Here is a 12,408-nt window from a genome sequence, read left to right as displayed (position 1 = left end):
GGGGGGGGCGGGCGCCCAGACCGAGAAAGCCGAGCCCGGCGGCGGCAAGGATAATACCCGCCAGATCGAGCGCCAGCCGAACAATCGCCGACGGCAGACACAGCGGCAGAATATGGCCGATCAGCAGCCGCCCGCCGCGGATGCCCAGCATCTCCGCCGCGGCGAGGTAGTCGCTATGGCGCAGGCGCTGAATTTCGCTGCGCGCCTGACGGGCGTAGGCCGGCCAGGTGGTCAGGGCTAACGCCAGCGCGCCGTTGACCAGCCCCGGGCCGAGCATCGCCACGAACGCGAAGGCGAGGATCAGGCGCGGCATCGACATCACCACGTCGGTAAAGCGCATCAGTATCCGCTCCAGCCACCCGCCATAGTAGCCGGAGAGGATACCTACCAGCAGCCCGACGGGCAGGGTAATGGCGGTCACCAGCGCCACCAGACCCAGCGCCGGGCGGGCGCCGTAGAGCAAGCGCGACAGCAGGTCGCGGCCGTAGCTGTCGGTGCCGAGCCAGTGTCCCGCCCCGGGCCCCTGCAGACGAGCGGCGGCATCCTGCCAGTTGGGATCGTGCGGCGCCAGCCACGGGGCGAACAGCGCGGTCAGCACCAGCAGGATCACCAGGGTCAGGCCGCTGAAGGCGGCGGGTGAGCGGCGCAGACGGCGTAAAAACAGATAAGTCGGCATCAGCGCACCCTCGGATCGGTTAACCGTACCAGCAGGTCGGTCAGGTTATTGATCAGCACAAAACTCACGCCGATCAGCAGCGTGCCGCCCATGATCGCCGTGGTATCCCCAGCGAACAGCGCCGTGGTGAGGTAGCGGCCGATCCCCGGCCACGAGAAGACGGTTTCGGTGAGCACCGCCCCTTCGAGCATGGAGGTCCAGGCGAGGGCGGTCACCGTCAGCAGAGTGCCGCGGATATTGGGCAGGACGTGGCGCAGCAGAATCGTCATCTCTCCGGCCCCTTTGGCCCGCGCCAGCAGAATGTACTCTTTGTTCATCTCGCTCAGGCAGGCGGAGCGGGTCAGGCGGGTGATGCTCGCCAGCGAGTAATAGGCCAGCACCAGCACCGGCAGCGTCAGATGGCCGATCGCATTTTTAAACGCCGCGGTATCGCCGGAGAGCCAGGTGTCGATCAGCGCAAAACCGCTGCGTGGCTCGACGGTGTACTGATAAATATCGTCGAGGCGACCCGGGCCTGGCGCCCACTGCAGCCGGGCGTAGAACAGGGCCAGCATCAGCAGGCCGAGCCAGAAAATGGGCACCGAGTTGCCCAACAGGGTAAAGGTGCGAACCGCCAGATCCCACGGCGAACCGGCGTAACGGGCGCACAGCACCCCGGCGACGATGCCCAGTACCGCGCCGACGATCAGCGCCAGGGTCGCCAGCTCAAGGGTCGCCGGAAAGACCGCCAGCAGGTCGTGGAGCACCGGCTGGCCGGTAGCGCTGGCGATGCCAAGATCGCCATGGGCCAGGTTGACCAGGTAGTGCCAGAACTGCACCGGCAGCGGCTGGTCGAGACCCAGCTGATGGCGAACCTGGTCATAGGTCGACTGGCTGGCATGGTCGCCGACGATCTGCAGTACGCGGTCGACGGGCGACAGCGCGGAGAGCGAGAAGGTGACCAGCAACAGCCCGAACAGCGTGAGCAGCAGCGTAAACAGCCCCTGCAGCAGGCGGGTAAGGTGAGTGGAAAACGATGGCATGGAAAATGGAAATTCCTGGTATATCAGCATTGTACCCGGCGGCGCGATGCCGACCGGGCCCGGGTGAGGAGTCGGTCATCCGGGCAGACAAGGCCGCCGTACCCGGTGACAAAACCCGCTTACTTGGTCACGTTATCGTACCAGACCATGTCGGCGTTCAGTCCCTGCTGATAGCCCTTCACGTTGTCACGCACCACGATCTGGGTTTTCCCCTGGTCAATAAAGACGTACGGCGAATGCTGGAGCAGGGTTTCCTGCATCGTTTTGTACAGGCCGAGGCGTTTCGCCGGGTCCGGCTCCGCCACCGCGGCGAGGGTGGCTTTATTCAGCTCAGGGATCTGCCAACCGTTGAGCCCGGCCACGGTGCTGGATTTACCATCGTTCCAGGCAAAGGCGCTGGCATTGGAGTGGGCATCAAAGTAGTCCGGGATCCACAGGCGGATCGCCGCCTGATGCTGCTTCGCGCGCACCCGGGCATAGACCTGGCTGCCGGCGGCGGGTAGCAGATCCACCTTCACCCCGCCCTGGGCAAAGCTGGCCTGCAGCGATTGGGCGATGGTGATAAACGGCGGTTTGTTCTCCACATCGAGGGTGAAGTGGGCATCCTTAATGCCCGCTTTATCGAGGATAGCCTTAGCTTTTTGCGGGTCAAAGGTGAACGGATTAGTCTCCAGCGCCCCCGGCAGGCCGGCCGGCAGGAAGCTTTGGTGAATAAAGTACTGGCCTTTCAGCAGATTTTTGGTGATGCCCTCATAATCGACCAGCCAGCGCGCCGCCTCCCAGAAGACCGGATTATTGAGCAGCGGGTTGGCGCTGTTGGCGGTATTAAACACCAGGTAGTTCTGCTCGGCGGACGGGATGCTCAGCACCTTCACGCCGGGTTTATCCTGCAGGGCGGCGATCTGGTCAGCGCCGAGATCGCGCGCCACGTCGGCATCCCCCTGCTGGATCAGCAGGCGGCGGGAAGCCGGGTCGGGGACGTTTTTAATAATGATGCTCTTGATCTTCGGCGCACCGGTTGGGGAGCTGGCGTTGGCCTCCAGCACGATGGCCTGATGCGGCTGGTAGACGCGCATTTTATAGGCCCCGCTGCCCGCCGAGTGCATTTTCAGCCAGTCGTTGCCGAAGTCGTTATTTTTCGCGTTCGGCGCCACCTGTTTTTCATCCACGATAGAGGCGATGGGGGTGGAGAGAATATTCAGCGCCACCGTCGGGCTGACGTCGGCGGTCCAGTGCAGCGTCAGGGTATGGTCATCAACCTTTTTCAGCTGGCTGGCGATGTTGTCCGGCTGCCAGCCGAGCACGTTGAGAATAAACGCCGGCGATTTATTCAGCGTCACCGCGCGGGTGTAAGAGAAAATCACATCTTCCGGGCGCAGCGGATTACCGGAGGCGAATTTGGCATCCGGCTTCAGTTTAATGGTCAGGGTTTTCGCCGCCGGATCGGCCTGCCAGCTTTCGGCGAGGATCGGTACGATTTTTTCAGGGTTGTTGCGGTCGGGCTGCACCAGACGCTGATAGAGGCTGGGGACCGTCTGAATGCTGGAGAGTTCGTTCGCTTCCGCCGGGTCGAGGCTGACGATATCGTCGAGACCCTGGGCGACCACCAGCGTGTTGGGCGGCGTGGCGGCATGCGCGGCGGCGGAGAGCGCCGACAATAGCAGTAAAGGCAACAGTTTTTTGGTCATGTGCAATCCCTGAAGAATGGTTATTTTATTGTTTTATGCCTCGCTACGTTAGGCCGCTTGCCATAAGGCGTAAAGTCAAAATAAGGATATCCTTATGCTAAAAATGCATATTCAAGAACGACAGGTTATTGCCGGTCGCGCAGAAGCGCCTTTCTCCGCTGCGGGGTTCTTGCTATAACGCATTGTCTATTGCGAGGAGGTGGGTGTGCCGGAAATCAATGAGTATGGCCAGCAGGTGAACGACCTGGTCCCTGGCTGGCAGGGGGCGCAAGTCCTGCGGCGGACGGCGTTAAATGGCCGTTTTTGCCGCCTGGAGCCGCTGGACGTTGACCGTCATGCGGCGGATCTGTTTGCCGCCTATGCGCTCGGCGACAACAGCGACTGGACGTGGCTGGCGTCTACGCGGCCGGAGAGCGTGGCGGCGACCGCCCACTGGATCGCGGGCAAGGTGAATGATGATGCCCTGGTGCCGTATGCGGTGGTTGACCTGCGTAGCGAGCAGGCGGTGGGCATCGTTAGCTATATGGCGATCGAGCGGGAAATGGGCACGGTTGAGATCGGCCATGTCACCTGGTCGCGACGGATGAAAAACACCCCGCTGGGTACCGAAGCGGTCTGGCTGCTGCTCAAAAACGGCTTTGTCCATGGCTATCGTCGGCTGGAGTGGAAATGCGATTCGATGAATGTCGCCTCGCGCCGCGCCGCCGAGCGGCTGGGCTTTAGCTGGGAAGGACGTCTGCGGCAGAGGCTGGTGCGTAAAGGGCGGACGCGCGACAGCGATATGCTGTCCATCATCGACGGCGAGTGGCCTGCGCGCGATGCGGCGCTGCGGGCGTGGCTGGCGGCGGAGAACTTTACTGCCGACGGTCAGCAGATTAAGCGCCTGGAGGCGTTTCGCTAACATCAACCTATGGGGGCAAAACCCGGAACGGCACCCCGGTCGCGCTGCGCTTACCGGGGCTACGTTACATCGCCTCAGGGTAGGCCGGGCAAGGCGCAGTCGCCGCCCGGCATTGACCTGTTAGCGGCGAACCGGCGCGTCGCCAGCGACATAATACGTCGCGGTGCTGCGCGGCAGCGGCTGGCGGCCGCGAATGGCGTCGGCCATCTTCTCGCCGATCATAATGGTGGTGGCGTTGAGATTGCCGGTGATGATCTGCGGCATGATCGAGGCGTCGACCACCCGCAATCCTTCCAGACCGTGGACGCGGCCCTCGCCATCGACCACCGCCATCTCGTCGTAACCCATCTTACAGGTCCCGCACGGGTGGAACGCGGTCTCGGCGTGGTTGCGCACAAACTCATCCAGTTCGGCATCGCTCTGGCATTCTATTCCCGGACTGATTTCGCGGCCGCGATACTTATCCAGCGCCGGCTGGTTCATGATCTCCCGGGTAATGCGGATGGCGTCGCGGAACTCCTGCCAGTCCTGCTCATGGGACATATAGTTAAACAGGATCGCCGGATGGGCGTGCGGGTCGCGCGACTTCAGGCGCACGTGGCCGCGGCTGGGCGAACGCATCGAGCCGACGTGGCACTGGAAGCCGTGCTCTTTCACCGCGTTGGAGCCATTGTAGTTAATCGCCACCGGCAGGAAGTGGTACTGAATGTTCGGCCAGGCGAACTCTGCGCGGCTGCGGATAAAACCGCCCGCTTCGAACTGGTTGCTGGCGCCGATGCCGGTGCCGCCGAACAGCCACTCGGCGCCGATCTTCGGCTGGTTCCACCACTGTAGCGCCGGGTAGAGCGATACCGGCTCTTTGCACTCGTACTGCAGATACATCTCCAGATGGTCCTGCAGGTTCTCACCCACGCCGGGGAGATCGTGCACCACCGGGATATCGAACTGCCTGAGCAGCTCCGGGTTACCCACGCCGGAGCGCTGCAGGATCTGCGGCGAGGCAATCGCCCCGGCGCACAGCAGCACCTCTTTGTTGGCCGTCGCTTTTGACGGGATCGTGCTCTCTCCCTCCAGCCACTCGACGCCCACCGCGCGCTTGCCGGCAAAAATAATGTGATCGGTCAGCGCATGTGTGCGGATGGTCAGGTTCGGGCGACCGCGCGCCTGGTCGAGATAGCCGCGGGCGGTGCTGGCGCGACGGCCCTGCGGCGTCACGGTGCGGTCCATCGGGCCAAAGCCTTCCTGCTGGTAGCCGTTGAGATCGTCGGTACGCGGATAGCCCGCCTGCACCCCGGCTTCAACCATCGCCTCGAAGAGCGGATTATTGCCCGGCTTCGGCGTCGTCACACTCACCGGGCCATCGCCGCCGTGGTAGTCGTTAGGCCCGATATCGCGGGTTTCCGCTTTCCGGTAGTAGGGCAGGCAGTCGAGATAGCTCCAGTGTTCCAGACCCGGCTCTTTGGCCCAGTTATCCAGATCCATCGCGTTACCGCGAATGTAGCACATGCCGTTGATCAGCGAGGATCCGCCGAGCCCTTTGCCGCGTCCGCACTCCATGCGGCGATTGTTCATGTACGGCTCAGGTTCGGTCTCGTAGGCCCAGTTGTAGCGCTTGCCCTGCAGCGGATAAGCCAGCGCGGCGGGCATCTGGGTGCGGAAATCGAACCGGTAGTCAGGGCCGCCGGCTTCCAGCAGCAGGACGGTGGTGTTTGGATCTTCAGTCAGTCGTGTTGCCAGAACGTTGCCGGCGGAGCCGGCACCAATAATGATGTAGTCAAATTGCAAAAAAACCTCCCGGTTAAAATATGGACTGGAATTTACCCATCTCAACCTGGATGGACTTCACCTGGGTGTAACTCTGCAGCGTCATCACGCCGTTCTCGCGGCCAATGCCGGAGTGTTTGTAGCCGCCAACCGGCATTTCCGCCGGGGATTCCCCCCAGCTGTTGATCCAGCAGATGCCGGCTTCCAGCTGGTGGATAATTCGGTGAGCGCGGTTGAGGTTGGGCGTCACCACGCCGGCGGCGAGGCCGTATTCGGTGGCGTTGGCGCGGCGAATGACCTCCGCTTCGTCGGCATAGCTGAGGATCGACATCACCGGGCCGAAGATCTCTTCGCGCACGATGGTCATCTCGTCGCTGCAATCGGTAAACACCGTCGGGGCGACCCACGCGCCGTTATCGAAACCGTCGCCTTTCAGCGCCTCGCCGCCGCACAGCAGGCGCGCGCCTTCGCGTTTGCCGCTCTCGATATAGCGCAGAACGTTGTCGCGATGGGGGAAGCTGACCAGCGGGCCGAAGTTGGTGTCATCGGCAAACAGATCGCCGGCGCGGATGCGGGCCACCCGCTCGAGGATCTTGTGCTCGAATTCCGCCTTCCGTTTCGCCGGGACAAACACCCGGGTGCCGTTGGTGCACACCTGGCCGGAGCTGTAAAAGTTGGCCATCATGGCAATATCGGCGGCGAGGTCGAGGTCGGCATCGTCGGCGATAATCAGCGGCGATTTGCCGCCCAGCTCCATGGTGACCTCTTTCAGTGATGAAGCGGCCGAGTTGGCCATCACTTTTTTGCCGCTGGCGACGCCGCCGGTGAAGGATATTTTGGCGATGTCCGGATGCTCGGTCAGATACTGGCCGGTTTCCGCGCCGATCCCTGGCAGGACGTTAAACACCCCGTCCGGCAGGCCCGCTTCGCTGTAAATTTCCGCCAGCTTGAGGGCGGTCAGCGGGGTGACTTCGCTCGGTTTGAAAATCATCGCATTGCCAGCGGCCAGCGCTGGCGCCGATTTCCACAGGGCGATCTGGATCGGGTAGTTCCACGCGCCGATCCCGGCTACCACCCCCAGCGGTTCGCGACGGGTGTAGACGAAGGAACTGTCGCGCAGCGGGATCTGGCTGCCTTCCAGCGCCGGGATCAATCCGGCGTAATACTCCAGCACGTCGGCGCCGGTGACGATATCGACGGCGGCGGTTTCACTGAGGGGTTTCCCGGTATCCAGCGTCTCCAGTCGCGCCAGCTCATCGTTGCGCTGGCGCAGAAGGTCGACGGCGCGACGCAGGATACGCGAGCGTTCCATGGCGGTCATCGCCGCCCAGATTTTTTGCCCACGCTGCGCGCTCTCGACGGCGCGGTCGACATCCTCGCGTCCGGCAGCCTGAACGGTCGCCAGCACCTCGCCAGTGGCAGGGTTGATGGTCTCGAAGGTGCGACCGCTGGTGGCCGATGTATAACCACCATTAATATAAAGCTGCTGTTCTGCCATTCGGGACATAACGCCTCCTCGGTTATGGGTTCGGTAAATGCTGACGAATAAAGTGGCTGGTCAGCGACTGCGCCAGCGTTTTATCCAGCGGTTTGCCGCTGAGCGCCGCCCGCAGCCACAGGCCGTCTATCAGCGCCGCCAGCCCGTAGCCGGCCTCCTGCGCCTGCTCGCGCGGCAGCTCGCGGCGGAATTCGTACACCAGGTTCGACAGCAGGCGACGGCTGCTGACCTGCTGTAACCGATAAAGCATCGGCTGGTGCATGCTGCTGGCCCAAAAGGCCAGCCAGGCCTTCATCGCCGCGCTGCTGATCTGCGTCTCATCAAAGTTGCCGCCGACAATCGCCTGCAGGCGCTGGCTGGCGCTGCCGTCCGGCAGAGCGTGCAGACGGTTGAGCACCGCGTCGCGCAGCTGGCTGGTGATGTCGCGCATGGTCGCCTCCAGCAGACCATTTTTGTCTTTGAAATAGTGACTGATGATCCCCGTCGATACGCCCGCCCGCCGGGCAATTTGCGCGATGGTCGCGTCGTGCATTCCGACTTCATTTATTGCGTCCAGCGTGGCGTCGATCAGCTGCCTGCGCCGGATCGGCTGCATCCCCAGTTTGGGCATTTTTGCCACTCCATTCATCAGCGTTGGTTAACTATTAAAGCGGTTTTTGATTGGACGTTCAATATAAAATGTGTCTTAATTGTTGCGGATTTGGATTTTAATAGTTACAAAAACAGTGGGGATACTGGATGACAGATCTTTCGCAAAGCAGAGAAAAGGACAAAATCAATCCGGTGGTTTTTTATACCTCGGCCGGACTGATTTTGTTGTTTTCCCTGATGACGATCTTTTTTCGCGATTTTTCTGCCGAGTGGATTGGGCGCACCCTGGACTGGGTGTCGAAAACCTTCGGCTGGTACTATCTGCTGGCGGCGACGCTGTATATCGTCTTCGTCGTCTGCATTGCCTGCTCGCGCTTCGGCTCGGTGAAGCTCGGGCCGGAGCAGTCAAAGCCCGAGTTCAGCCTGCTGAGCTGGGCGGCGATGCTGTTCGCCGCCGGCATCGGCATCGACCTGATGTTCTTCTCGGTCGCCGAGCCGGTGACGCAATATATGCAGCCGCCGGAAGGGGCGGGGCAGACCATCGAGGCGGCGCGCCAGGCGATGGTCTGGACCCTGTTTCACTATGGCTTAACCGGTTGGTCAATGTATGCCCTGATGGGCATGGCGCTGGGATACTTTAGCTATCGTTATAATTTGCCGCTCACCATCCGCTCGGCGCTGTACCCGATTTTTGGTAAACGGATCAATGGGCCCATCGGCCACAGCGTCGATATTGCGGCGGTGATCGGCACCATCTTCGGCATCGCCACCACCCTCGGTATCGGCGTAGTGCAGCTCAACTACGGTCTGAGCGTGCTGTTCGATATTCCGGACTCGCTGGCGGCGAAAGCGGCCCTGATTGCGCTGTCGGTGATCATCGCCACCATCTCGGTCACCTCCGGGGTGGACAAGGGCATCCGCGTGCTCTCCGAACTGAACGTCGCCCTCGCGCTGGGGCTGATCCTGTTCGTGCTGTTCATGGGCGATACCTCCTTCCTGCTCAATGCGTTAGTGCTCAACGTCGGCGACTACGTCAATCGCTTTATGGGCATGACGCTGAACAGCTTCGCCTTCGACCGGCCGGTAGAATGGATGAACAACTGGACGCTCTTTTTCTGGGCGTGGTGGGTGGCCTGGTCGCCGTTTGTGGGCCTGTTCCTGGCGCGCATTTCGCGCGGGCGCACCATCCGCCAGTTTGTGATGGGCACCCTGATTATTCCCTTCACCTTTACCCTGCTGTGGCTGTCGGTGTTCGGCAACAGCGCGCTGTATGAGATCATCCACGGCGACGCGGCCTTTGCCCAGGAGGCGATGGCCCACCCGGAGCGCGGTTTCTATAGCCTGCTGGCGCAGTATCCGGCGTTTACCTTTAGCGCGTCGGTGGCGACCATCACCGGTCTGCTGTTTTACGTTACCTCCGCCGACTCCGGCGCGCTGGTGCTGGGGAATTTCACCTCGAAGCTGAAGGACATCAACAGCGACGCCCCGAACTGGCTGCGCATCTTCTGGTCGGTAGCCATCGGTCTGTTGACCCTCGGGATGCTGATGACCAACGGCATCTCGGCGCTGCAGAACACCACGGTGATCATGGGGCTGCCGTTCAGCTTTGTGATTTTCTTCGTGATGGCCGGACTGTATAAATCTCTGAAAGTGGAAGATTACCGCCGGGTCAGCGCGAGCCGCGACACCGCCCCGCGCCCGATGGGCCTCCAGGATCGTCTGAGCTGGAAGAAGCGCCTGTCGCGGCTGATGAATTACCCGGGCACGCGCTATACCAAACTGATGATGGAGACGGTGTGCTACCCGGCGATGGAGGAGGTGGCCCAGGAGCTGCGGCTGCGCGGCGCGGCGGTGGAATTGAAGAGCCTGCCGCCGGAAGAGGGTGAGAACCTTGGCCACCTCGATCTGCTGGTGCACATGGGCGACGAGCAGAACTTTATCTACAAGATCTGGCCGCAGCAGTACTCGGTGCCGGGCTTTACCTATCGGGCGCGCAGCGGGAAATCCACCTATTACCGGCTGGAGACCTTCCTGCTGGAGGGCAGTCAGGGTAACGACCTGATGGACTACAGCAAAGAGCAGGTGATCACCGATATTCTCGACCAGTACGAGCGGCACCTGAACTTTATCCATCTGCATCGGGAAGCGCCGGGGAACAGCGTGATGTTCCCGGATGGCTAATCAGGGAAGCCCCCGTCGGGGAAAGGCTGACGGGGGCGATGGTCGTTACTGGTAGTTAAAGGCGTCCGGGTGGTTGTCGAGGCTGCCGCTGAGGGCGGCAAACAGCACGGTTTTGCCATCGATGGACAGGGCATCGCTGACGTTAAGCCAGGTCAGCTTCTCCTGGTCGGTTTTTTCATCGACCACCGAGTAAACGCCGGACATCTGTTTGCTTTTTTCCGACCAGATCACCGCGATACGTTCATGGCCGCAGTCGTGGGGTTTGCAGGCGCTTAACACCTGCCAGGATTCGCTACCCAGTTTCACCGTCTGCGCGGGCGAACCGGTGCCGCCGGAGGTCACCCAGGCGGGCAGCTGATGGCCTTTGACCATCTGGTTAAACGACGCCCGGGTGGCGGCATCGTGAGCCAGACTGTTCAGCGTGACATCGCCTTGCGCCATAACGCTGGCGGAGGCGGCTAAGGCGACGATAGCGGTAAGAGCTTTAAACATGTTTCCTCCTGGACTTATTCCGTCCTCATAACAAGCCTCTTTATAGTGAGCGTAGAGAATGATTAATGCAAACTCTGACATATTTTCTGTGAATGATTAGAAGCGGTGCGCGCATGGACGTTACGCTAAGCGATATGCCATGATGCGGATTGATTTATTTTCCAAATATATGCCCTTGGGATAAAGCAGTTAGCGAAGTGGCATAGTTATTCAGGCGATAAAGCATGGCGTATGTGAATCATCTACTGACGTTTATTGAGAGTAATCCGGCGCTGGCGGTGGGGTTTAATCTTATTCTGCTGCTGCTCTCCGGCATATTTGCCCATCTTTTATGCAAGTTCTTGCTGATTAAAGTGGTGCGTAAGGTCTTCTTTAGTAGCCACAAACAGGATGTGCCGCTGGAGAAGGATCGACGCATCGCCGAAAAGCTGTCCAATTTCATTCCGGTTATTATCGTCTATTACGTTCTGCAGTTTATGCCGGCGATGCCGGCATCGCTGGTGACGGCGATTAATACTATCTGCGGGATCTTGTTTTTTATTTTTATGTCGGTGTTTTTCAACGAGATGCTGGATATTGTCAACAGCTCCTATCTGCGAAAGACCAAACGTAAAAATCATTCCATTAAGGGCTATATCCAGATAGGCAAAATCTTAGTCCACATCCTGGCGGCGATCATGATCCTCGCCGTGATGTCGAACAAATCGCCGATCATTATTATCTCCAGTCTGGGGGCCGTGGCGGCGGTACTGATGATCGTGTTCCAGCATACTCTGCTGTCGCTGGTGGCGAACGTTCAGCTGTCGTCCAACGACGTGCTCCAGCTGGGGGACTGGATTGAAATGCCTGACAAGAACCTCAGCGGTGAGGTGACGGATATCGCGCTGCACACCATTACCATCCGCAACTGGGACAATACCATCTCCCGTATCCCGACCAAGAATTTCCTCACCGAGACCTATACCAACTGGCAGGCGATGTTCTCCTCCGGGGCGCGGCGGATCATGCGCAGTATCGCCATCGATCAGCACTCGGTGCGTTTTCTCGACCAGGAGATGCTCTCCTCGATGCTGACCATCCGCGGGGTGAGTGAGCCTCTGGCGACGCTGCTTGACGGCCGGGATCCCGGCGGCGTGGCCGACCGCTGGTTTATCGATAACGGGCTGACCAACCTGACCCTGTTTCGCCACTATCTGATGCACTATCTCGCCGAGCGGCCGGATATTATTAAGGAGATGTACATTGTGGCGAGAACGCTGAAACCGTCGCCCTCGGGCATCCCGCTGGAGATTTACTGCTTCACCACCTCAACGCTATGGAAAGACTACGAAAACACCCAGTCGGCGATATTTGAGTACATTACCGCGGTGGCCGGACAGTTTTCCCTGCGCCTCTATCAGTATCCCGCCGGGCACGATTTCTGGCGTCTCTCCCAGGAGCACGCCGCCCGGACGGGCCTGCCGCCGTCGGCCGAAGGCTAAGCGCTGATCTGCTGGCGCCAGAGGGCGATCTCCTCCTCCAGCCAGGCGATGAACCGGGCGACTTCCGGCCGGTTCTCCGCCTGCGGGGAGACGGTTAGCCAGTAGTGCCAGGGG

The 12,408-nt window shown here is 60.6% G+C and carries 10 protein-coding genes and 1 pseudogene; 3 read left to right on the top strand and 8 right to left on the bottom strand.

Features of this window, described 5'->3' with window-relative positions:
• The 3 genes from HMPREF9538_RS26430 to HMPREF9538_RS26440 form a co-directional block, all read right to left on the bottom strand.
• Positions 1-676 (bottom strand): ABC transporter permease (locus HMPREF9538_RS26430; RefSeq protein ID WP_009483807.1); only part of this gene is annotated, 676 nt, incomplete at its 3' end.
• Positions 676-1,698, bottom strand: coding sequence for an ABC transporter permease (locus tag HMPREF9538_RS26435; protein ID WP_004183321.1), 1,023 nt, complete (start codon positions 1,696-1,698; stop codon positions 676-678). The genes HMPREF9538_RS26430 and HMPREF9538_RS26435, both read right to left, overlap by 1 nt.
• Before the next feature lie 119 nt (positions 1,699-1,817).
• Entirely contained in the window at positions 1,818-3,386 is a 1,569-nt protein-coding gene (locus HMPREF9538_RS26440; RefSeq protein WP_009483805.1) for an ABC transporter substrate-binding protein, read from the bottom strand.
• A gap of 205 nt (positions 3,387-3,591) precedes the next feature.
• On the opposite strand from HMPREF9538_RS26440, the gene HMPREF9538_RS26445 reads away from it, so the two are divergent.
• The gene (locus HMPREF9538_RS26445; RefSeq protein WP_020316696.1) at positions 3,592-4,287 is read left to right on the top strand and encodes a GNAT family N-acetyltransferase; all 696 of its coding nucleotides are present in this window, start codon (positions 3,592-3,594) and stop codon (positions 4,285-4,287) included.
• Between the two features lie 120 nt (positions 4,288-4,407).
• On the opposite strand, the gene betA is transcribed toward HMPREF9538_RS26445, so the two are convergent.
• Genes betA through betI form a run of 3 tightly spaced genes read right to left on the bottom strand, consistent with a single transcriptional unit; the run spans position 4,408 to position 8,159 of the window.
• Positions 4,408-6,072 (bottom strand): choline dehydrogenase, encoded by a 1,665-nt coding sequence (gene betA / locus HMPREF9538_RS26450; protein WP_004142489.1) that lies wholly within the window; start codon positions 6,070-6,072, stop codon positions 4,408-4,410.
• 13 nt (positions 6,073-6,085) lie between these two features.
• A complete protein-coding gene (betB, locus tag HMPREF9538_RS26455; protein ID WP_004178943.1) occupies positions 6,086-7,558 on the bottom strand; it encodes a betaine-aldehyde dehydrogenase in 1,473 nt (490 codons plus the stop codon).
• A gap of 13 nt (positions 7,559-7,571) precedes the next feature.
• A complete protein-coding gene (gene betI / locus HMPREF9538_RS26460) occupies positions 7,572-8,159 on the bottom strand; it encodes a transcriptional regulator BetI (protein WP_004151671.1) in 588 nt (195 codons plus the stop codon).
• A gap of 128 nt (positions 8,160-8,287) precedes the next feature.
• On the opposite strand from betI, the gene betT reads away from it, so the two are divergent.
• The gene (gene betT, locus HMPREF9538_RS26465; RefSeq protein ID WP_004142478.1) at positions 8,288-10,321 is read left to right on the top strand and encodes a choline BCCT transporter BetT; all 2,034 of its coding nucleotides are present in this window, start codon (positions 8,288-8,290) and stop codon (positions 10,319-10,321) included.
• A 45-nt stretch (positions 10,322-10,366) separates the two neighbouring features.
• Here the strand turns inward: betT and ivy are convergent, their stop codons facing one another.
• Entirely contained in the window at positions 10,367-10,813 is a 447-nt protein-coding gene (ivy, locus tag HMPREF9538_RS26470; RefSeq protein WP_020316705.1) for an Ivy family C-type lysozyme inhibitor, read from the bottom strand.
• A gap of 224 nt (positions 10,814-11,037) precedes the next feature.
• On the opposite strand from ivy, the gene HMPREF9538_RS26475 reads away from it, so the two are divergent.
• Positions 11,038-12,294, top strand: coding sequence for a mechanosensitive ion channel family protein (locus HMPREF9538_RS26475; RefSeq protein ID WP_002893489.1), 1,257 nt, complete (start codon positions 11,038-11,040; stop codon positions 12,292-12,294).
• Here the strand turns inward: HMPREF9538_RS26475 and HMPREF9538_RS30910 are convergent.
• Positions 12,291-12,408 (bottom strand): annotated as a pseudogene (locus tag HMPREF9538_RS30910) (transcriptional regulator); the annotation flags it as partial. The gene HMPREF9538_RS26475 and the pseudogene HMPREF9538_RS30910 overlap by 4 nt on opposite strands.

The organism is Klebsiella sp. MS 92-3, from assembly GCF_000195655.1.
In the GTDB taxonomy this organism is placed as follows: Bacteria; Pseudomonadota; Gammaproteobacteria; order Enterobacterales; family Enterobacteriaceae; genus Klebsiella; species Klebsiella pneumoniae.
This window is presented reverse-complemented; position numbering and strand designations above follow the sequence as displayed.